Annotated in this window: 19 protein-coding genes; 12 read left to right on the top strand and 7 right to left on the bottom strand. The window is 63.6% G+C overall.

The features are described 5' to 3' along the window. The first annotated feature begins 88 nt into the window (after positions 1 to 88). The 3 genes from HCR84_RS10775 to HCR84_RS10765 are packed head-to-tail and all read left to right on the top strand — an operon-like array spanning position 89 to position 3480. On the top strand, positions 89 to 724 hold the full coding sequence (locus HCR84_RS10775; protein WP_166981123.1) for a hypothetical protein: 636 nt from the start codon (positions 89 to 91) through the stop codon (positions 722 to 724). Beyond that, positions 721 to 1980 (top strand): CpaE/TadZ family protein, encoded by a 1260-nt coding sequence (locus tag HCR84_RS10770; RefSeq protein WP_166981125.1) that lies wholly within the window; start codon positions 721 to 723, stop codon positions 1978 to 1980. Before HCR84_RS10775 ends, HCR84_RS10770 begins: the two co-directional genes overlap by 4 nt. A gap of 9 nt (positions 1981 to 1989) precedes the next feature. Next, positions 1990 to 3480 (top strand): sensor histidine kinase, encoded by a 1491-nt coding sequence (locus HCR84_RS10765; RefSeq protein WP_166981127.1) that lies wholly within the window; start codon positions 1990 to 1992, stop codon positions 3478 to 3480. 69 nt (positions 3481 to 3549) lie between these two features. On the opposite strand, the gene HCR84_RS10760 is transcribed toward HCR84_RS10765, so the two are convergent. Further along, entirely contained in the window at positions 3550 to 3798 is a 249-nt protein-coding gene (locus tag HCR84_RS10760; RefSeq protein ID WP_166981129.1) for a WhiB family transcriptional regulator, read from the bottom strand. A gap of 176 nt (positions 3799 to 3974) precedes the next feature. On the opposite strand from HCR84_RS10760, the gene HCR84_RS10755 reads away from it, so the two are divergent. Continuing rightward, entirely contained in the window at positions 3975 to 4400 is a 426-nt protein-coding gene (locus HCR84_RS10755) for a hypothetical protein (protein WP_166981131.1), read from the top strand. A gap of 21 nt (positions 4401 to 4421) precedes the next feature. Here HCR84_RS10755 and bcp read toward each other — a convergent pair whose 3' ends face one another. Genes bcp through aroA form a run of 3 tightly spaced genes read right to left on the bottom strand, consistent with a single transcriptional unit; the run spans position 4422 to position 7339 of the window. Beyond that, positions 4422 to 4901, bottom strand: a complete 480-nt coding sequence (gene bcp, locus HCR84_RS10750; RefSeq protein ID WP_166981133.1) for a thioredoxin-dependent thiol peroxidase — start codon at positions 4899 to 4901, stop codon at positions 4422 to 4424. 27 nt (positions 4902 to 4928) lie between these two features. Then, positions 4929 to 5969: a ribosome small subunit-dependent GTPase A gene (rsgA, locus tag HCR84_RS10745; protein ID WP_166981136.1), complete on the bottom strand. Its 1041-nt coding sequence runs from the start codon at positions 5967 to 5969 to the stop codon at positions 4929 to 4931. Next, a complete protein-coding gene (aroA, locus tag HCR84_RS10740) occupies positions 5966 to 7339 on the bottom strand; it encodes a 3-phosphoshikimate 1-carboxyvinyltransferase (protein ID WP_166981139.1) in 1374 nt (457 codons plus the stop codon). Before aroA ends, rsgA begins: the two co-directional genes overlap by 4 nt. Positions 7340 to 7436: 97 nt before the next feature. On the opposite strand from aroA, the gene HCR84_RS10735 reads away from it, so the two are divergent. Then, positions 7437 to 8048, top strand: coding sequence for a sigma-70 family RNA polymerase sigma factor (locus tag HCR84_RS10735; RefSeq protein ID WP_195706633.1), 612 nt, complete (start codon positions 7437 to 7439; stop codon positions 8046 to 8048). Continuing rightward, entirely contained in the window at positions 8045 to 8284 is a 240-nt protein-coding gene (locus HCR84_RS10730; RefSeq protein ID WP_166981144.1) for a zf-HC2 domain-containing protein, read from the top strand. Before HCR84_RS10735 ends, HCR84_RS10730 begins: the two co-directional genes overlap by 4 nt. Before the next feature lie 21 nt (positions 8285 to 8305). On the opposite strand, the gene HCR84_RS10725 is transcribed toward HCR84_RS10730, so the two are convergent. Together HCR84_RS10725 and HCR84_RS10720 are read right to left on the bottom strand one after the other, a co-directional pair. Next, on the bottom strand, positions 8306 to 10036 hold the full coding sequence (locus HCR84_RS10725; RefSeq protein ID WP_166981147.1) for a cation:proton antiporter: 1731 nt from the start codon (positions 10034 to 10036) through the stop codon (positions 8306 to 8308). Positions 10037 to 10118: 82 nt separating this feature from the next. Continuing rightward, positions 10119 to 13802, bottom strand: a complete 3684-nt coding sequence (locus HCR84_RS10720; protein WP_195706632.1) for a multifunctional oxoglutarate decarboxylase/oxoglutarate dehydrogenase thiamine pyrophosphate-binding subunit/dihydrolipoyllysine-residue succinyltransferase subunit — start codon at positions 13800 to 13802, stop codon at positions 10119 to 10121. A gap of 137 nt (positions 13803 to 13939) precedes the next feature. On the opposite strand from HCR84_RS10720, the gene guaB1 reads away from it, so the two are divergent. The 3 genes from guaB1 (at position 13940) to HCR84_RS10705 (ending at position 17844) form a co-directional block, all read left to right on the top strand. Beyond that, complete coding sequence (guaB1, locus tag HCR84_RS10715) at positions 13940 to 15376, top strand: GMP reductase (protein WP_166981153.1); 1437 nt, start codon at positions 13940 to 13942, stop codon at positions 15374 to 15376. 127 nt (positions 15377 to 15503) lie between these two features. After that, entirely contained in the window at positions 15504 to 16811 is a 1308-nt protein-coding gene (locus HCR84_RS10710) for a hemolysin family protein (protein WP_166981156.1), read from the top strand. Then, complete coding sequence (locus HCR84_RS10705; protein WP_166981159.1) at positions 16804 to 17844, top strand: hemolysin family protein; 1041 nt, start codon at positions 16804 to 16806, stop codon at positions 17842 to 17844. Before HCR84_RS10710 ends, HCR84_RS10705 begins: the two co-directional genes overlap by 8 nt. Here HCR84_RS10705 and HCR84_RS10700 read toward each other — a convergent pair whose 3' ends face one another. Then, a complete protein-coding gene (locus tag HCR84_RS10700) occupies positions 17845 to 18936 on the bottom strand; it encodes an oxidoreductase (protein ID WP_166982024.1) in 1092 nt (363 codons plus the stop codon). Positions 18937 to 18965: 29 nt separating this feature from the next. Between HCR84_RS10700 and HCR84_RS10695 the strand changes: the two genes are divergently transcribed. Genes HCR84_RS10695 through HCR84_RS10685 form a run of 3 tightly spaced genes read left to right on the top strand, consistent with a single transcriptional unit; the run spans position 18966 to position 21379 of the window. Continuing rightward, positions 18966 to 19811: an ADP-dependent NAD(P)H-hydrate dehydratase gene (locus HCR84_RS10695; RefSeq protein WP_166981162.1), complete on the top strand. Its 846-nt coding sequence runs from the start codon at positions 18966 to 18968 to the stop codon at positions 19809 to 19811. Beyond that, a complete protein-coding gene (locus tag HCR84_RS10690) occupies positions 19808 to 21022 on the top strand; it encodes a glycosyltransferase 87 family protein (protein ID WP_166981165.1) in 1215 nt (404 codons plus the stop codon). Before HCR84_RS10695 ends, HCR84_RS10690 begins: the two co-directional genes overlap by 4 nt. 36 nt (positions 21023 to 21058) lie before the next feature. Next, a complete protein-coding gene (locus HCR84_RS10685) occupies positions 21059 to 21379 on the top strand; it encodes a thiamine-binding protein (RefSeq protein WP_166982027.1) in 321 nt (106 codons plus the stop codon). Positions 21380 to 21456: the final 77 nt, after the last annotated feature.

The raw sequence follows: 21456 nt of genomic DNA, 5'->3' as shown, positions 1-21456 counted from the left end.
ACTATTGATTATGGTCACTTCTCCTGTGTGAATCGTGTCCTGTGGATAACTTTCCTGGAAAGCCTGGGAAATTGGCACCATGGTCTGCATGCCGAACCAACCGAGGTCCGCCGCGCGGACAACACGACGGCGATTCTGGTTTGACCCGCGTTTCATCATCGGGCTTGTGCTCGTGATCATCTCGGTAACCGGCGTCTGGCTCGTCGTCGATTCCCAAGACCAGACGGTGCCCGTGTACGCCGCGGCGGCGACGCTGCCTGCCGGGGCACACGTGATGACCGACGATCTGACTCTGTCCCGCGTCAGCCTCGGATCGCTCGACGGCCGGTACATTCGCGAAGGGGAGCTGCCAGAAGGCGACCTCGTCACCGTTCGAACGGTCGGTGACGGTGAGCTCATTCCCGCGTCGGCGATCGCCGACGCAGCCGCGAGCGCCGTCGCTCCTGTTGTGATCGACATAACGGGGGAGCTCCCTGAATCTGTCGCTGTGGGCGCACGTGTCGACATCTGGGCCGCCGCGCCAAACGAGCAGAACGGGTTCGGCCAGCCGACGGTGATCGTCGATGGGGCCGTCGTGGCCCGAGTCGTGACCGATGACGCGATGGTCGGGCAGCAGAGCACGAGCGTCGAAATTCTCATTCCCAAAGGGGACGTGGCGACGGTGCTGAGCGCGCAGGCGAACGGTCATGCCCTGTCGATTGTTCCGGGGGCGGGCATCGCATGACTCGTCTTGTGCTCGCCGTGGCTCGCAAAACCGAGGAGCGCATTCTCGAGCCTCTGCTCGAGCGCGGCCATGACGTGCTGGCTCGGCTTGGGCCGCTCGACGATGTCGCGGAGGTCATCGCCCGCACACAGCCAGATGCCCTGATCGCTGACGGCGATGTGATGACCGCAGAACTGCTGTCACACTGTGATGATTCCGGATGCCGCGTTGTCGCGGTGTGCTCAGACGAGACGCAGCGCCGCCACATTGCCCGGCTCGGGCTCCGCGAGCATGTCGACGTCGGGGCGAGCATTGCGCAGTTCGAGGCGTCTCTCGCGGGCCCCGATCTCGATGTCGGGCGCGACGAGGCGGCCCGCGGGGTCGTCACCGCCGTGTGGGGGCCCGCGGGCGCTCCCGGACGAACGACGATCGCAATCTCGCTCGCCGTCGAGCTTGCCGAACTCGGTGGGCGGGTGTGTCTCATCGACGCAGACACCTGGAGTGCATCGATCGCCCAGATGCTGGGAATGCTCGATGAGTCGCCGGGGTTCGCTGCGGCCTGTCGTCTTGCTGGACAGGGCGCGTTGACGCACGACGAGCTGGATCGCATCAGCGAGCGCTATCCCGTCTCACACGGGTCGCTCTCGGTGCTCACGGGCCTCACGCGCTCATCGCGCTGGCCCGAGCTCACGCAGTCTCGCGTCACGGATTCCATCGAGATGTGCCGTCTCTGGGCCGACCATGTCGTCATAGACACGGGCTTCAGCCTTGAGAGCGATGAAGAGATCTCCAGCGACCTGTTCGCGCCGCGGCGCAATGCGGCGACGCTTGCCGCGCTGCGCGCCTCAGATCGCGTGCTCGCCATCGGGCGTGCAGACCCCATCGGAATCAGCCGGTACCTTCGGTCGCACGCGGAGCTGCTCGAGGTCGCCGCCGGAATTCCGGTGCACACCGTGATGAACCGCGTTCGTTCGGGGCCCGTCGGGCTTGCGGCCGCCAGCCAGATCACGTCGACGCTGCAGCGCTTTGGCGTCATTGACAAGCCAACTCTCATCGGGAACGACGAGCGAGCGGCAGACGCGGCTTTGCTTGAGGGCAGGTCGCTGCGCGAGGTTTCTCCTCGTTCGCCTGTCGTCGCCTCCGTCAGAGGGCTCGCCCGAGGCATGATGCCTGAAGCGGCTGTGCCGACGACGCGCCGCGAGAGAAAGACCCGGGCCTCTCGCACGCGGCACACCCGGGCGTGGCACGTGTCCGGGCGAGCGGCGTCCTCACCATAAACTGGTGCAATGTCGACGCTCAGTGAACTGATTCTCGCTCAGGGCCGCTCTGATGAAGCGGATGTTGAATGGCTGCACATGCTGGTGGAAGATGCGCAGCTGCTCGCTGATCTCGCCTTCGCCGACATTGTGCTGTGGGTTCCGACTCACGACGACAGTTTCATCGCCGTTTCTCACTACCGCCCGTCGAGCGCAGCAACGCTCTTCTACCGAGACTTCGTCGGGCAGAAGGTCAAGCAGCAGTGGCGGGCTCAGGTGACCGAGGCCTTTTCACGTGGCGAGATCATCGACTCCTCGGCACCAGACTGGTACGAAGAAACTCCGACCCGGGTCGTCGCGGTTCCCGTCGTCCGGCGTCTCACCTCAGAGAGCACGGTGACGACGCCCGGCCCGATCGCCGTGCTCACACGCCACACAAACCTCAGCGAGACCCGTTCCCCCAGCCGTCAAGAGCTGACGTTCAACAACTGCGCCGCCGACTTGTTCGGCATGATCGCCGGTGGCGACTTTCCGGATCTCTCCGCTCCAACGGGCCCCAGACGGGGCGCGCCGCGAGCCTCAGACGGCCTGCTGCGCATCGACGTGGAGGGCACGACGACCTTCGCGAGCCCGAACGCGCTGTCGGCGTTCAACCGGATGGGGTTTGAAGATGAGCTCGAGGGCGAATCACTCGCCGATGTGACGACGGAGATTTTGGGTGACCAGCAAGAGATCGACGAGTCACTGCCTCTCGTCGTCACCGGCAGAGCACCTTGGCGCACCGATGTCGAATCGAAGGGCGTCACAATCTCGCTTCGCTCGATCCCACTGCGTGTACGCGGCGGGCGCGTGGGCGCCATCGTGCTCTGCCGAGACGTCACGGAGCTGCGCCACCGTGAACGGGAACTGATTACAAAGGATGCCACGATCCGCGAGATCCATCACCGGGTGAAGAACAATCTTCAGACTGTCGCCTCGCTTCTGCGCATCCAGGCTCGCCGGGCACATTCCGACGAGGCAAGCAACGCGCTGACGCAGGCGATGCGGCGGGTGACGGCCATCGCCGTCGTGCACGACACGCTGTCAGAAGGTCTGTCTCAGGATGTTGACTTCGACGACGTGTTCGAGCGGGTGCTCATGCTGATCGCGGAGGTGGCTTCCGCGCACAACACAACCGTGCGGCCCACCAAATCCGGTCGTTTCGGTGTTCTGCCGAGCGAGTACGCAACACCTCTCGCGCTCGCCCTGACCGAGTTGGTGACGAATGCCGTGGAGCACGGGCTCGCCGGGCGCTCTGGCGAGGTTGAGATTCAGGCGGAGCGCACCGAGGAGGTTCTCTCGGTGACCGTGCGTGACAACGGAACGGGCCTCCCCGAGGGGCGCGTGGGCCAAGGCCTCGGCACCCAGATCGTGCGCACCTTGATTCAGGGCGAGCTGAGCGGCACGATCGACTGGCACACCGTCGTCGGAGAGGGCACCGAGGTGACCATCGAGGTTCCTCTGCGGTTCATCACGAGCTGAGTGCGAGATCGCGCAGTGAAAACGGGGCCGGATGCTGTGTCAGCACCGGCCCCGTTTCGCAGGGATTTGCTAGGAGGCACGGCGGGCGCGTGCGGCCCGACGTTTGAGAGCCCGACGCTCGTCTTCGCTGAGTCCGCCCCAGACGCCGGAATCCTGGCTGGTCTCAAGTGCATATTGAAGGCATACTTCGGTGACGGTGCACGTTGCGCACACGGCCTTTGCCTTTTCGATCTGGTCGACGGCCGGGCCGGTGTTACCTACCGGGAAAAATAGCTCCGGGTCAGCTGTGAGGCAGGCGGCCTTGTCGCGCCAGTCCATGGGTATGCTCCTTATTTCATGCGAGAATTGGTCTCACTGGACCGTAGGGAATGGCCGAGTCGAGGGGGAGGCCCACCGATTGGGGCCTGCTCACAACCCTGTGAACGAAAAACTCGGCCTGCACAATGTTCGCATATCCGCCAGAATCGATCAATAGTTTTGTATGGGATATTTCTGTGAGTAACCAATTCGACACCGCCGCGTCATCAGATTCGGGTAAGCGATCACGCGCCGTCGTTGTGACGGCAGCATTGCTTGGGCTCGAGGCTGCCGCTCTCGTCGTCGTCTCAGGCATGCTCATCGTCGATCTTTTCACCCTGCGACCCGACCGATACGACTCGGCAATCGCGCTCACGGTTCTCGCCGTTGTCGCGGCGATCTGGCTGATCGCCATCGTGGTCGCCTTCTGGCGCGGCCGGCAATGGTCACGAGCCGCAGCGCTCACCTGGCAGGTGCTTCAGAGCGCCCTTGCGATCGGAGCTTTTCAAGGCATCTTCGCGCAGCCGACCATCGGCTGGGCACTCTTGCTGCCCGCGCTCGCAGTGATCATCCTGCTGCTGACGCGCTCGGTCATCGAACACTCGCGCCCGGAGAAGCAGTGACGATCGGTGACGAGCACTGACCTACGCGTCGATGGCGAGCTTGCGTCGCAGCATCTTCACGTGTCCCGTCGCCCTCACGTTGTAAAGCGCGAGCGCTACCTGACCCGAGCCGTCAATGACGATTGTCGATCGCAGCGTGCCGGTGAGGAGTCGCCCGTAGCTGTTCTTCGGTCCAAAGGCTCCATACGCTTTGTGCACGGCCTGATCGGGGTCTGACAGAAGCGGGAACGGCAGCGCGTCGCGCTCGGCAAAGTGGGACAGCTTTTCCGGGTCGTCTTTCGAAATTCCGATCACGTGATACCCGGCTGCCTGCAGGCTCGTCATGCTGTCGCGAAAGTCGCAGGCCTGGGTTGTGCAGCCCGGAGTCATTGCCGCGGGGTAGAAGTAAACGATGACGTTCTCGCCAGAGAAATCTGACAGCGATACGTCGCCGCCGTTGTGATCCGTGAGAGTGAAATGGGGTGCGGCGTCGCCTGCCGAGAGACGCGGGTAATCAGTCATGCTTTCAGCCTATGCTCCGTTGGGCTGTCAGCTGGCGAAGGTCGTGAGCAGTCGCTGCAGAGAATCCAGACGCTGAAGCGTCACCGAATCAAGCTCGCCGGCCTGTGATGCCTCGTTGAGTGCGCAATCGGGGGCGTCTGGCAGGTGTGTGCACCCCCGTGGACACTCATCGGCACGGCGATTCAGATCGGGGAATGACCGGAGGATGTTGCTTGTGTCGACATGACCGAGGCCGAATGATCGAACCCCGGGCGTGTCGATGATCCAGCCTGAGCGACCGTCGTGCGATAACCGGTAGGAGACCGCAGACGACGACGTGTGCCTGCCGCGTCCCGTTACCCGATTCACATGCCCCGTCGAGCGATGCGCTTCGGGTACGAGCGCGTTGACGAGTGTCGACTTGCCGACCCCCGAATGCCCAACGAAAACTGTTGAGTGCCCGACGAGCAGCTCGGCGATCTCAGCGACCGGCATGTCATCGGTGCGGCTTGTCAGCACCGTCAGCGGCAGCCCGGCGAACAAGGTCATAAAGTCGGCAGGGTGGGCAAGATCGGTCTTGGTGATCACGAGCAGGGGAGTGATTCCGGCGTCGAATGCGGCGACGAGGTACCGGTCAACGAGACGCGCACGCGGTTCCGGGTTTGCCGCGGCGACGACGATGAGCATCTGGTCGGCATTTGCCACGATGATGCGCTCGACCTCGTCTGTGTCGTCTGCGCTGCGGCGCAAGAGGGTCGAGCGCTCTTTGATGCGCACGATGCGAGCGAGAGTCCCCTGCTCGCCGGAGACGTCGCCCACCACATCGACGCGGTCCCCGTTGACGATCGGCTGCCTTCGCAGCTCGGAGGCCCTGCTTGCGGTGATTTCCCGTTCGCTCGTCCGATTCTCATCGAGCAGCACCGTATAGCGGCCGCGATCGACGCCGAGCACTGTGCCGATGACGGCATCCTTGTGAGCGGGCCGCGTCTTTGTTCGGGGCCGCGAGCCGCGGCGGCTCGGGCGCACGCGAATGTCTGACTCATCGGGGAGTTGTTCGTCGTCATCGTCGTCGACGTCCCACCAGCTCATGAGCGTGTGTTGCCTGTCGTTCCAGATGCGACGAGGGCGTCCCAGAGCGATGTGAACTGCGGAAGCGTTTTCGCCGTCGTTGCGATGTCGACGATCTCCACACCGGGAACGGCGATGCCGACGAGTGCACCGGCCGTCGCGGTGCGGTGATCGTTGTAGGTGTTCCAGACGCCGCCGTGGAGGGTCTGCGGCCGCACCGTGACGCCGTCTTCGTGCTCTGTGACATTCCCGCCAAGATTCGTCAGCTCGGTGGCGATAGCGGCAAGCCTGTCGGTCTCGTGGTGGCGAATATGCGCGATTCCTCGAAAACGAGAGGGGCCGTCGGCGAAGGCGGAAAGCGCGATGAGCGTCGGTGCCAGCTCGCCGGCGTGGCTCAGGTCGAGATCGACGGCGTGGATGCGCTCTCCCGCCGTCACCGTCAGGTTTCCATCGGCCGTGAGCTCGACGTGTGCCCCGAATTCCGCAAGCAGAGTGGCCAGATCTGCACCCACCTGTGTGGTCTCGGTTGGCCAGTTCGGAATCGTCACCGAACCTCCGGCAACGAGAGCGGCGGCAAGAAAGGGCGCCGCGTTGGAGAGATCGGGTTCGATAGTGACATCGCGCCCCGCGATCTCTCCGGGGGAAACACGCCAGACTCCGAGTTCTGGCGACGATGCATCGACGCCTCGCTCGCGCAACGCAGCGATCGTCATATCGATGTGAGGGATGCTGGGAAGCTTCTCGCCCGTGTGACGAAGAACGATCCCGTTCTCGAACCGGGCGGCCGACAGCAGGAGCGCTGAGACAAACTGGCTCGACGCCGAGGCGTCGACGCTGACGTCGCCTCCGGGGACAGAACCGCTGCCGTGCACGGTGAAGGGCAACGAACGGGCACCGGGATCGATATCGACTCCTGACGCGCGGAGGGCGTCGAGAACGGCTGCCATGGGCCGGCCCCGTGCTGCATCATCGGCGTCGAACGTCGTCGGACCGAGGGCCAAGGCGGCAACGGGAGGCACAAAGCGCATGACCGTTCCGGCGAGACCGCACTCAATTGTCGTCGACCCGGTCAGTTCGCCCGGCGTCACGAGAAAGTCCGCACCGTACTCTCCGCTCGCCTCGACCTCGTCGATGCGCGCTCCGAGTGCACGAAGCGCCTCGACCATGTTCTGGCTGTCACGAGAATGAAGCGGTGCTCTCAAGAGACTGGGCTCGGACGCAAGCGCGGCGAGCACGAGTTCGCGATTGACAAGCGATTTGGAGCCGGGGAGCGAGACGCGCGAGGTGATCGGGCCGTCCGCCTTTGGCGCAGGCCAGAGCGTCTCACCGTCGATGAGACGGCGGTCGCCCGCAAGCTGGTCGTCTGGACCGGAATATTTCGACTCAAACATCGTTATCTAATGTATCGGCGAAATCTGCGGAGGTACACATATGACGACAAGTGCAGTTCTCGAACGCGCTAGCGTGCACGACGTAGACTTAGCAGTGATGACTGTGCCCGAAAAACCAACACCACAGGCGAGGGACGAGTCCCACGCCCTCTTCGAAGAGCAGGCTCTGCCGTTTCTTGATCAGCTCTACGGAGCTGCTATGCGCATGACGAAGAATCCCGCAGACGCGCAGGACCTCGTCCAAGAGACGTTCGTCAAGGCGTACGCGGCCTTCGGGCAGTTTAAACAGGGAACAAACCTCAAGGCGTGGCTGTACCGCATTCTGACGAACACGTACATCAACCTGTATCGCAAGAAGCAGCGCGAGCCGTATCAGAGCGCGATCGACGACCTTGAGGACTGGCAGCTCGGGGGAGCGCAGTCAACGACGGCGAGCACACATCGCTCCGCCGAAAGCGAGGCGATCGACCACATGCCTGACAGCGCGGTGAAGCAGGCGCTGCAGGACATCCCCGAAGACTTCCGTCTTGCCGTCTACCTGGCCGATGTCGAGGGTTTCAGCTATCAAGACATCGCCGAGATTATGAAGAGTCCCATCGGTACCGTGATGAGCCGGCTGCACCGTGGCCGCCGAATGCTGCGCGACCGACTGACTGATTACGCCGTCGCGCGGGGCATCACGGCTCCGACGGCAGGGAGCACGAAATGACTGACTGTGGCTGCGCAAAAGCACGGCGAGATCTCGAAGAGTTTCTGAGAAACGAGATCTGCCATACGGATGCGTCGGATATTCGCGAGCACCTGGCCGACTGCGCCGATTGCACGCGCGAGGCGCTGCTCTCGCGCACGCTCACCGAGACGGTGCAGCGTGCCTGCAGGGAGACAGCTCCGGAGGAGCTTCGCGCCCAGGTGATCGAGCGGCTGCGCACGGCGACCGCTCACTGAGTCCAGCCGCCGCCCGTTTCGTCAGTGGGCACCTGAATCGCCGTCCATGTGACCGAGACGGGTCTCTTCCGCGTCGAGGATGGCCTGGGCACGCTCGAGCACGCGGGAGCTGTAGACGCCGCGAGAACGTGCGTCAAGCAGCGCTGCGCGCTCGGCCTGCAGCACCATGCGCCTGAGTGCACGCCTCTGCTCGTGGGGACCTGGCTCGTCGCTGCCCAGCGACTCTGACATCGCTTCTGAGATTCTTGTGGTGTCGACTCGTACTTGCGCGATGATCGCCTCGTCGTAGCGTCGCCCATTTGACTGATGCAATTCAGGGTTATCGAGAAGAGCACCGCCGATCGTGCCAATCTCATCAATCAACCCGGCAAGCTCGGAGCGATCGGCAAGGGCATCGGAGCCCTTGATTCCGAGGAGCCTGATGAGCAGAGGCAGCGTTCCGCCTTGCACAACAAGCGTGACGATCGCGACGGTGAACGCGATAAGCACAAGTTGAGGCTGATATGGCGTCTTGTCCGGCAGCGACTGTGCGGCAGCGAGCGTGATGACTCCGCGCATTCCCGACCAGCCGAGCACTGCCGCGCCGCGCCACCCCAGTCCCTCCGACGTGAGAAAGTCGGCGTCTGCCTGTCGTCGCTGCAGCATGCGCGTCGCGCGGTCCCACCGTCTTGACGGTGCGATATCCGCCGGTCGTGCCGCCGCCAGCCGCTCCATTGCCTGATTGAGCCGGGGTCCCTGTACTTGCGCACGTCGCTGCTCGGTTCGCAGGGACCCGACGAGGGGCACAACGAAGAGCACGCGGACGACAAGAAGGATACCTGTCGCAAGCAGACCATAGAGGATGCTGTTTGTGACGCTGAAGCCGCCCTCTTCCACCCGAGCGATGATGACGTGAACCTCGTACCCCATGATGAGGAATACCCCGTTTTCGAGAATCAGCTGGGCGGTGCGCCAATTGATGCGCTCGCTGATGCGATCTTGGGCAGAAAAGTGTCGTGCGCTCTGATGACCGGTGATGAGCCCAGCGGTGACGACGGCGACAACGCCGGACGCGCCGATCTCCTCTGACGGCACGAACGCGATGAAGGGGACAGCGAACGAGATCGCGGTCGTGAGCACCGAATCGTTGAGTCGTGAGCGCACCCACACTGAGACGAGACCGATGACCACGCCGAACGCAATGGCCACGAAGAGGGCGAAGAGAAAGTCGCCGACAACGCCGAAGAAGGTGACGGTGCCGCCGACGGCAGCAATGGCCGAGCGCAGCATGACGAGGGCCGTCGCGTCGTTGACGAGGCCCTCGCCTTCCATCACCGTGACGAGTCGTGGGGGAAGGCCGAGGCGCTTTCCAATGGACGTTGCGGCAACCGCATCCGGAGGGCTGACGACCGCGCCGAGCGCGATTGCCGCGGGGAGCGAGAGGTCGGGGAGCAGAAGGAAGAAGATGAACCCCGTCACGAACGCCGACACGATGACGAGCAGCACGGACAGCCCGCTGATTGCCTTGAAGTTTCGCCGGAAATCGACGATGGGAACGTTGACGGCCGCCGAATAGAGGATCGGCGGAAGAGCGACGGTGAGAATGAGCTCGTGCGGCAGCTCAAACTCGGGAGCTCCCGGGATGTAGCTCGCGCCGACGCCGAGCAGCACGAGCACGATCGGAGCGGCGACGCCGAGCTTTGGAGCAAAGAACGATACGACAACGATGACAAGCACGCCCACCGCGCTTAAGAGGGCGAGCTCAGATTCCATAGGACTATTTTACGGGCACGGCGGATCGGTCACGACAAAGCGGTCGGGCCCGGTGGGCCCGACCGCTTTGTTCGTCGGTGTCTCAGAGCGACAACGCGCGCTCGATGAGCTTCGTGTGCTCTGCCGCGTGACGCTTGGCCGAGCCCGTTGCCGGGGATGCGGCTGCCGCTCGTGTGATGCCCGTGACGGCATTGTTCGAGAGGTGCTTGGTCAGCTCGAGCGAGATGAACGGCCACGCTCCCTGGTTCTCCGGCTCTTCTTGAACCCACACGATCTCTGCGTTGGGGTACCGCGAGAGCACGGAGCGCAGCTCGGTTCCCGGAACGGGGTAGTACTGCTCAACGCGAACGAGCGCGATGCGTGGGTCGGGGTTCTTCGTGAGCTCGCTGCGAAGATCCCAATGGACCTTGCCTGCGTGCAGGATCACTCGCTTCACCTCTGCCGGATCCGTGATGCGATCGTCATCGATGATCGGCTGGAATTTTCCGGTCGTGAAGTCCTCAAGTTCGCTCGTTGCACCCTTCAGGCGCAGCATCGCCTTCGGCGTGAATACGACAAGGGGACGGCGCGGGCGGGCGTATGCCTGCCTCCGGAGCAGGTGGAAGTACGACGCCGGGGTCGAGGGGCGCGCGACAGTCATATTGTTCTCGGCGCTGAGCTGAAGGAACCTCTCGATGCGCGCCGACGAGTGGTCGGGTCCTGCGCCCTCGTAGCCGTGGGGGAGCAGGAGCACGACGCTGGATCGCTGGCCCCATTTCTGCTCGGCAGAGGAGATGAACTCGTCAATGATCGTCTGCCCGCCGTTCGCGAAGTCGCCGAACTGCGCCTCCCACAGCACGAGTGCGTCTGCACGCTCAACGGAGTAGCCGTATTCGAAGCCCATGACCGCGTACTCCGACAGCAGCGAATCATAGATCCAGAAGCGCGCCTGATTCTCAGAGACGTTGGTGAGCGGCAGCCACTCCTGACCGTTCTCACGGTCGTGCAGCACGGCGTGGCGCTGAACGAAGGTGCCTCGGCGAGAGTCCTGGCCGCTCATACGGACGGGCGTGCCTTCGCGCACTAGAGAGCCGAATGCGAGAAGCTCGCCGAACGACCAGTCGATCGTGCCGTTGCGACTCATGTCAACGCGCTTATCAAGCAGCTGCTGGAGCTTCTTGTGCACTGTGAACCCGGCGGGCTTGTTCGTGAATGCGTCACCGATTTCGTGAACGACATCGATGTCGACTCCGGTCGTTTCGGGCTCACCCGTGTAACCGTCTTCGTCCGTGTCTGGCAAGATGACGGGAGTTGAGCTCGTCTGGGCCGCGTGCGTCTCCATGAAGGCGCGCTCGAGGCGGTCTTGGAAGTCGTTGTGCGCTGACTCGTACTCTTCTTGCGTGATGTCGCCGCGCCCGACGAGAGCCTCTGTGTACAACTTTCGAACCGAACGCTTCGCTTCGATCAGGTTGTACATGAGCGGCTGCGTCATTGACGGGTCGTCGCCCTCGTTGTGGCCACGGCGGCGGTAGCAGATGACGTCGATGATGACGTCCTTGTGGAATTCCTGCTGGAACTGGAAGGCGAGTTGGGCAACGCGGGTGACCGCCTCAGGGTCATCGCCGTTCACATGCCAGACCGGAGCCTGAATGGTCTTTGCGACATCCGTCGAGTAGATCGATGTGCGACCCTCGCCCGGTGTCGTCGTAAAGCCAACCTGGTTGTTGACGACAACGTGGATGGTGCCGCCCGTGCGGTAGCCGCGCAGCTGCGAGAACTGCATGGTTTCGAGAATGACTCCTTGGCCGGCCATCGCGGCGTCGCCGTGGATGAGAATCGGCAGCGTGCGGAATGTTCCGATCGGCTGGCGGTCCTGCTTGGCGCGAACGATGCCTTCGAGCACCCCGTCTACCGCTTCGAGGTGCGACGGGTTCGCTGCGAGATAGACCGGAAGCTCTGTTCCGTCGAGGGCACGGAACGTCCCCTCCGTTCCGAGGTGGTACTTCACATCGCCAGAACCGGTGTTCTTTGAGTCTTGATGACCCTCGAACTCCTGGAAGATCTGCCCGTATGTCTTGCCCGCGATGTTCGTGAGCACGTTGAGTCGACCGCGGTGCGCCATGCCGATGGCCGCGCCGTCGAGTCCGAGTTCCGTCGCCTCTTGGAGAATTCCGTCGAGCAGGGCAATCGTAGACTCGCCGCCCTCGAGGCTGAACCGCTTCTGGCCAACGTACTTCGTCTGAAGGAAGGTCTCGAACGCCTCCGCCTCATTGAGCTTGCCGAGAATGCGCATCTGCTCGTCGTGCGTCGGCTTGGCGTAGGGGCGCTCCACCTTGCCTTGAATCCAAGCCCGCTGAGCTGGGTCTTGAATGTGCATGTACTCAAGCCCGGTTGTGCGGCAGTAGGAGTCACGAAGAACTCCGAGAATGTCGCGGAGCTTCATCTGACGCTTGTCTGTGAAGTTGCCCGTGACGAACTCACGATCAAGATCCCAGAAGGTCAGGCCGTGCGAGGCGATATCGAGGTCAGGATGCGCACGCTGCACGTACTCGAGCGGGTCGACGTCTGCCATCAGGTGTCCGCGAACGCGGAACGAGTTGATGAGCTCCTGCACGCGCGCTGTCTTGTTGACGGTGTCGCTGAGATCAACGGAGATGTCCGGTGCCCAGTGGATGGGGTCGTACGGAATGCGCAGCGCCGCAAAGATGTCCTCGTAGAAACTGCGCTGCCCGATCAGGAGCTCGTGCACCTTCTTGAGGAACTCACCGGAGCCGGCGCCCTGAATGACGCGGTGGTCGTAGGTTGACGTCAGCGTGATCGTCTTGCCGATGCCCAGCTCGACGATCGTCTTTTCTGAGGCTCCCTGGAACTCGGCGGGGTATTCGAGCGCGCCAGCGCCGATGATGCAGCCTTGGCCCTTCATCAGGCGCGGCACCGAATGCACGGTTCCGATTCCACCCGGATTTGTGAGAGAAACGCTTGCGCCGGCGAAGTCAGCTGCTGTGAGCTTGCTGGCGCGTGCACGGGTTACGAGATCTTCATATTCGGCAAGGTATTCGCCGAAGGTGAGGCTTTCTGCGTTCTTGATCGCGGGGACCATCAAGGCGCGCGTTCCGTCTGGCTTGGGGAGATCGATCGCTATTCCCAGGCCGATGTGCGCCGGTGCGACGACACTGGGCTTGTCTCCCACGATGTCGTAGTAGACGTTTTGGCTGGGGAAGTCCTTGAGCGCCTGAATGAGTGCCCATCCGATGAGATGGGTGAAGCTCACCTTTCCGCCTCGAGCCCGCTTGAGGTGGTTGTTGATGACGATGCGGTTGTCGATCATCAGCTTCGCGGGGATCGTGCGAACGCTTGTCGCCGTCGGCACGGTGAGGCTGAGGTCCATGTTCGCCGCGAGCGCCTTCGTCATTCCCCGCAGCGGAGTGACGGCATCTTGAGGGCCCTGGTCGCCAGAATCGGCGTCTGAGCTCTTCTTGTCTGGCGAACTCTGGGGCGCATCGGCGGGAATCGGCTGCGACTTCGGCTGGATGCTTGTGGTGCGGGCGACAGGGCGACCGCCGGACGATGCGGGGGCCGGGGCGCCTGCCTGGCTGCTGCGCTCGGCAGGCGCTGGCGCCTCGCCGCTCACGGGCCGATAGTTCTCCAGAATCGGCCACCAGGACTTGTCAACGGAATTCTTGTCTGCGAGGTACTTTGCGTACATCTCATCGACAAGCCACTCGTTTGCCCCAAAATCTGCTGCGGCGCCACCATCGGCCCCGACTCCGGTCAACTGGCCTGACACCGTTGATCGCCTACCTTCTCTGTCAAAAATCGCCACCCGCGGCACCGCACCAGGGACGTGCAGCACCTCACATTGTTCTTGCCCAAGCCTACGTCCTCGAGCGTGCATTGCGGGCGAAGGACAAGTAGCTTTGAGATATGCGATTCATCGGTGAAGTCCCGGCACATGACCTGACGTACTCGGATGTGTTCCTCGTTCCTTCGCGTTCAGATGTTGTCAGCCGTCTCGACGTCTCCCTTGCTCCCGATGACGGAACGCCGGCGACGATTCCCCTGGTCTCGTCGAATATGAACTCGGTGACGGGCCCGCGACTCGCGGTCTCGCTTGCCCGGAGGGGCGGATTGGGTGTGCTGCCGCAGGACATGCCGCTGCAAGAGCTCGACTCCGCCATCCGCTGGGTAAAAGACCAGCCTGTTCTGTGGGACACGCCGACGGTGTTCAGCCCCGACTCCACGGTTGCCGACGTTCTGGCGGAGGTTCCGGCCGTCGACGGGCACGGAATCGTGATCATGAACGGCGACGACTACGCCGGCAGCATCCCGACGAAACGGCTGGGGACAGCGCTTCCGGATGCTCGTCTCGGCGATCTGCTTCGAGGGTCGCAGGCAGCCCTTGACGCCGACGACATCGAGACGGGCAGACAGGCTTTCGACCTCATGGCGGATGCCGACTTGAGCTTTTCCGCTGTTCTGCGTCGTGGAAAACTCGTGGGCGCAGTGAGCCAGAGGAGCGCCCTGCGCTCGACCTTGTACTCCCCGGCCGTCGACGCAGACGGCCGGCTTGCGGTCGCCGCAGCCATCGGCATCAACGGCGACGTTCAGTCGAAGGCGCGCGCACTCGCCGCGGCCGGCGTCGATGTTCTCGTCGTCGACACCGCTCACGGCCACCAGGAAGGCATGGTCTCCGCCCTGCGCAGCGTCTCTGAGCTGCGCTTGGGAATCCCGCTTGTCGCAGGCAACATCGTCACCGCCGTCGGCGTTGCCGACCTCGTGGACGCGGGCGCCTCGATCATCAAGGTCGGCGTCGGCCCCGGCGCGATGTGCACGACGCGCATGATGACGGCCGTTGGGCGCCCTCAGTTCTCCGCCGTGCTCGAGACCGCAGCGGAAGCCGCAGACCAAGGTGCCCATGTGTGGGCGGATGGTGGCATTCGCTACCCGCGCGACGTCGCACTCGCGCTGTCCGCAGGCGCGGCGAGCGTCATGGTGGGGTCGTGGTTCGCGGGAACCATCGAGGGCCCCGGAAACCTGCGTACAGACGCAGACGGGCGTCTGTACAAGGAGAGCTGGGGAATGGCGTCGACCAAGGCAGTTCAGGAGCGTTTCGGCAGGCTCGACGCATACGAGTTCGCCCGCAAGATGTTATTCGCCGAAGGAATCTCATCGTCGAAGATCTATCTCGACCCGGAACGCCCGTCGATTGAAGACCTTCTCGACATGATCACGTCTGGCGTGCGGTCGTCATTCACCTATGCTGGGGCCCGGAGCGTGTCTGACTTTCATGACCGCGCCATTGTCGGCGTTCAATCGGCAGCGGGCTACGAAGAGGGGAAAGCCTTGCCGGTGTCCTGGTGATTTCGCGCGCGGCGACCTGACAGGAAAAGCACGTGCGTCGCGTCGTATACTTATCGCATCATGGACGACCCTCCCCCTGCCGTCGCATCGGACTCTCATAGACCCAGCCTCCTGAAGGAGGCTCCCCGTGCCTGACCTTGTCCTGCTCGCCATTGGCCTGGTGCTGACTGCTGGAACTGGTCTTTTCGTCGCAAGCGAATTCGCGCTCGTCAATCTGGACCGCGCTGACCTTGAGGCTCGCCGTGATCGAGGCGAGACGCGCCTCGGAATGACGATCGCCGCGTTGAAGGTCACGTCGACGCATCTGTCGAGTGCGCAGCTCGGAATCACGCTGACGACGCTGCTCACCGGGTACACGCTCGAGCCGGCCTTCACCTCGCTGCTGCTCGGACCCGCCCTCGCGTGGGGAGCACCCGAGGCCATCGTTCGCCCCATTGCGACGGTCGTCGCCGTTGGCATTGCAACGCTCGTGTCAATGATCGTCGGCGAGCTCGTTCCTAAGAACTTCGCGCTCGCTGTTCCGCGAGCGACGGCGAAGATCGCTGTTCCGTTCCAAGTCGCCTTCACTGCCGTGTTCAAGCCGGCGGTGCTGCTGCTGAACGGCAGCGCCAACTCGATACTGCACGCGATGGGCATTGAGCCGAAGGAAGAGCTTTCCGGAGCACGCTCGGCTGAAGAGCTCTCGAGCCTCGTGCGCCGCAGCGCGGGGGCGGGCACGCTCGAACGCGACACGGCGACGCTTCTTGATCGCACGCTGCAGTTCTCGGGACGAACGGCATCTGACGTCATGACTCCCCGCCCTCAGGTTGACGCGGTGAACCGCACCGACTCTGCCCAGTCGGTCATCGATCTGACCCGGGCGACAGGCTATTCGCGGTTTCCCGTGACCGATGAGGACATCGATGACATCGTCGGGCTCGTCCACGTGAAGCAGGCTGTGGCCGTGCCGAAGTCCCGGCGCAGCGACGTTCCCGTATCGGCGCTGCAATCGGAGATCGTGCGCGTTCCCGAGACGATGCGACTGGACTCGCTCATCCCGCGGCTGCGGAGGCACGGCTACCAGATGGCCGTTGTCGTCGATGAGTACGGCGGAACAGCAGGCGTTGCAACGCTGGAAGATCTCGTGGAGGAGATCGTCGGTGAAGTGACGGACGAGCATGACCGTACGCGCGCCGGCGTGGTGCGGACAGCATCCGGTGTCGTCTTCTCGGGAAGCCTCCGCCCAGACGAGCTCCGCGAGCGCACGGGGGTGCAGATCTCGGAAGACGGACCATACGAGACCGTCGCCGGGTACATCGTGAGTGAACTCGGTCGACTGCCCGATGTGGGCGACGAGGTAACGATCAGCGAGGGAACGCTCCGGGTGACGAGGATGGACGGGCGGCGCATCGACAGAGTGCGATTCACCAGAGGGGAGGAGCAGCCCGATGAGTGACTGGCTGGGAATCGTCTGGCTTGTCGTGCTGCTGCTCGGCAACGCCTTCTTCGTCGGCGCGGAGTTCGCCGTCATTTCGGCGCGCCGCTCGCAGATCGAGCCGCTCGCCGAAAAGGGAAAACGCAGCGCGAAGGTGGCGCTGTGGGCAATGGAGCACGCAACGCTTATGCTGGCGACGAGTCAGCTCGGCATCACCGTGTGCTCGCTGCTCATTCTTAACGTGTCGGAACCGGCGATCCACCACTTGCTCGCGGGCCCGCTCGGTCTCACGGGGCTGAGCGTTGACGTTGTCGACACCGTCTCGTTCGTCGTCACGCTCCTGCTCGTGTCATATTTGCACGTCGTGTTCGGCGAAATGGTTCCGAAGAACATCTCGTTCTCGAAGCCGGACACTGCAGTGCTTCTGCTTGCGCGGCCGCTCGTGTGGATCGGCCGCGTGTTCAAGCCGGTGATCTGGTTCTTGAACGAAATGGCGAACCTCGTCTTGAAGATGTTCGGTGTCGAGCCGAAGACCGAGGCGAACTCGACGTTCACGCTTGAGGAGGTTGCGACGATCGTGTCGCAGTCTCAGCGCGAGGGAATGCTGACGGACGCGACCGGCACACTCGGTGCCGCGTTCGAGTTCACGAACAAGAAGGTGCGCGACGTCGCCATTCCGCTCGAGAACCTCGTGACGCTGACGTCTGAGGCGACGCCATCGCAGATCCAGCGTGCAATCGCAAAGCGCGGGTTCTCCCGATACGTGATCGTCGACGATAACGGGCTCCCCTCGGGGTACATTCATCTGAAGGATGTTCTGAGGGGCTCGATGGAGCAGGAAGACGACGATGAGCCGATTCCGGGCAAGCGCATCCGCCAGCTCGTATCGCTGTACGACGGCACAGACCTCGAAGACGCGCTGACGAGCATGCGCCTCTCGGGAGCGCACCTTGCGCAGGCGTTCGACCGCGACGGAAATCCCACCGGCGTTCTGTTTCTCGAAGACATCATCGAGGAGCTCGTCGGCACGGTCGAAGATGCCACCCAGCGTTAATCAGTAGGCGCGCTCGTACTGTCCGGGAACGAACGACGTCGGCGCGTGAAGCTGTGACGCCCAGGCATTTGCGCACTGCGGGTTGCGCAGTGCCGCACGGCCCAGCATCACGGCATCGGCACGCTGTGACGCGACGAGCTGCTCGGCGAATGAGGCGTCCTCGATGAGGCCGACCGCGCTCACAGGAACAGAGACAGCGTCGCGAACGCGCGTGGCGAACTGCACCTGGTAGCCGGCTTCGAGGGGAATCTGCGCGTTTGTGAGGATTCCGCCGCTCGAGATGTCAAAGCCGTCGGCGCCCGCTGCCTCGGCACGCGACGCCACAGCGGCGCACGCATCGGCATCCCAGCGTTCTGTTTCAGCATCCGACCAGTCGGTTCCCGAGAGCCGCACCATCAGTGCGGTATCGCCGATCGCTGAACGCACGGCCTCCACGACGCGAATCAGCAGTCGTGCCCTGTTCTCGGCGTTTCCGCCGTACTCATCCGTTCGGGTGTTTGAGGCGGGAGAGAGAAACTGATGCAGCAGGTATCCGTGTGCTGCGTGGAGCTCGACGACATCGAAGCCGGCGTCGACCGCGCGCGCCGCCGCATCGGCGAACGCTGTGACGATGTCGTCGATCTCGGCGCTCTCAAGTTGTCTCGGCGCATCCAGTCTGCCGAATTCGATGGGCGACGGCGCGACGGTCTGCCACCCGCCGTCTGCCACGGGAATGGTGCCCTGAGCCGTTTCGCCCCACGGTGCGTACGTCGACGCCTTACGCCCCGCGTGCGCAAGCTGGATTCCCGCTGTGGCGCCGCGTTCGTTGATCGCACTGACGATCTGCGCCCACGCTTCGCCCTGAGCGCGTGACCAGATTCCGGTATCGCGATCCGAAATGCGTCCCTCAGGGACGACGGCCGTCGCCTCGGTCATCACGAGACCGAAGCCGCCTGCGGCAAAGCCCGTCAAATGTGAGAAATGCCAGTTATTCGGCATTCCATCGCGTTCGAGACAGGAATACTGGCACATCGGCGACAGCCAGACACGATTGCGGGTTGTCGTACGTCCGACACGCAGGGGAGTGAACAAGGGAGAAGTTTCGGGGGACATTGACACGCATCCAATCTATCGTGGTGAGTATGAGTTGGGTTGAATGGACGGATGCCGATGCGGCGGCGCGCATTCGAGTGCCGACCGAGAGCGATGACAAATACTCACGCGGCGTGCTCGGAGTGCTGACGGGGTCGAGCGCGTTCCCCGGAGCGGCCGTTCTCGGCGTGGAGGCTGCCGTCCGCGCGGGCGTCGGGATGGTGCGGTACCTGGGGCAAGAACAGGTCGCTGAGGCCGTGCTGCGTCGTCGTCCCGAGGTTGTGACGGTGTCGGGGCGTGTTCAGGCGTGGCTGATCGGCTCGGGTTTCGATGACGACGCCAGGGCAGACGGAGCTGACGATGTCGACGAGGCGCTGCAATCGGGCCTCCCCGTGGTTCTCGATGCGGGTGCTCTGGCCGATGTGGCGGCGGTGCGTGATCGCAGCAGCGTTGTCGTGACGCCGCACGCGGGCGAACTCGCGCGGCTGCTCAGCTCGCGCGGGCACGACGTGACCCCAGATGCGGTGAAGAGCGCTCCCGAGACGTGGGCGCTGCGGGCCGCCGAGGACCTGCAGGTGACCGTTCTGCTCAAGGGAAGCACCACCCGCATCGTGTCGCCCGAGGGAAGCCGTGTCACGGTATCCGGGGCGACGCCCTGGCTGGCGACCGCTGGTTCGGGGGATGTCCTCGCCGGCATCTTGGGGGCGATGCTGGCAACGAGCATCGACGGTGACGCCCAGATTGTCGCGCAGGCGGCGGCGACGGCCGCGCTGCTGCACGACCGCGCGGCGCGCCACGCTTCGAGAGGCGGCCCCATCGCCGCTCTCGATATCGCCGAAGCGCTGCCCGATGCCGTGCGTTCCCTTCTCGGATCGACTCATATGATGAACGGGTGAGAAATCGGGCGGTCCTGTGGGTGTCGTTTCTCGTTGTTCACGGCGCCCTGGCGTGGCTGTGTCTTAATGCACCGGGGCTCCCTCTCGGCGATGTGACGCTCGTGTACAAGCCCTGGGTCGGCCAAGCGATGAATGAGCAGTTCGTCGTCGGGATCGATACTCCGTGGGTATATCCCCTTCTCGCGATCGTGCCGATGCTCGCCGCCTCGGTCGCCGGCTTCGGGAACTTCGGGCTCACCTGGCTCGTGCTGGTGACCGTTCTCGATCTGCTGGCATTCTCCGTGCTCGTTCGGGGCGGCCGCAGGCGCCGCATGGCCGCGTGGTGGTGGATCGCCGGGCTCGCCTGCCTCGGGCCGATCGCGCTCGCGCGGGTTGATGCCGTGACGGTTCCCCTCGCCATCGTCGGCGCGCTGCTTGCACTGCGCTATCCCGCGCTCGCCGGAGCCGCGCTCGCTGTTGCGACATGGATGAAAGTCTGGCCCGCAGCGCTGATTGCGAGCCTGGTCATTGTTCTGAGGGCACGGGTGCGCATTGTGCTCGCGGGAGTAGCCGTCACCATTGCGGTGGTTGGCGGTGCGCTCGCCCTCGGCTCGGGCTGGAACGTTTTCAGCTTCCTCACGGAGCAGACGGGCAGGGGGCTGCAGATCGAGGCTCCGCTGTCGATGGTCTACCTGTGGCAGGCAGCGCTCGGAGTCCCGGGATTCTTCGTCTACTACGACCGTGAGATTCTCACGTTTCAGGTGACCGGAACCGACGTGGACGTGGCGATCGCACTGGCAACTCCGTTGCTCATCGCCGCTGTGCTCTCCGTTGCGCTGATCGGCATCCGAGCCGATCGCATGGGCGCGGCGAGGGCATCAATTCTTCCCGCCCTCATGCTGGCGCTCGTGGCGGCGCTCATCGTCTTCAACAAGGTGGGGTCGCCGCAGTTCATGGTGTGGCTCTTCGTTCCCGTGATCGTCGGGCTCGTCATCAAGGGACGTGATTTCGTTGTTCCCGCCGCGATCGTGCTCGCCATGTGCGCGCTGACGCAGGTGGTGTACCCGTATCTCTACAGTCTGCTGCTGAATACGTGGATTCCGATGCTCGTCGTGCTCACCGTTCGGAACATCGGCACCATCGTCCTGCTGGGCTGGGCCGTCGCAAAGCTGTGGCGGGCCGGCAGCGCCGCCCATTGGCGAGCGGATGCTGCGCTGTCGACGCTCGTCTGAGACATCAGTGCAACACTGGGAGCTGGAGGTATGAGTATGCTTGTCGCTTTTTCAGTTGCCCCGAGCGGAACAGGTCGGGAGGATGCATCCGTGCACGATGCGGTGGCGGCCGCCGTGAGAATTGTGCGGGAGTCGGGTCTGCCGAACAGAACGTCCAGCATGTTTACGGAGCTTGAAGGCTCCTGGGACGAGGTGTTCGACGTCGTGAAGCGCGCAACGAAAGCCGTGGAGCCTTTTGGATCTCGGATATCGCTTGTGATCAAGGCAGACATCCGACCCGGGTACGAGGGCGAGATCGACGCGAAGATTCAGCGTATGGAGTCAGCGATCGACGACGAAGATGTCCGGGGATCTTAACCGGTCGTCGCGCTGACAACCTGCCGGGCTGCAGGAGTACAGCCCCCGTAAGGGGAGTGCTGATTCCGATTCGTGCC

The organism is Paramicrobacterium fandaimingii, from assembly GCF_011751745.2.
GTDB lineage: Bacteria > Actinomycetota > Actinomycetes > Actinomycetales > Microbacteriaceae > Paramicrobacterium > Paramicrobacterium fandaimingii.
This window is presented reverse-complemented; position numbering and strand designations above follow the sequence as displayed.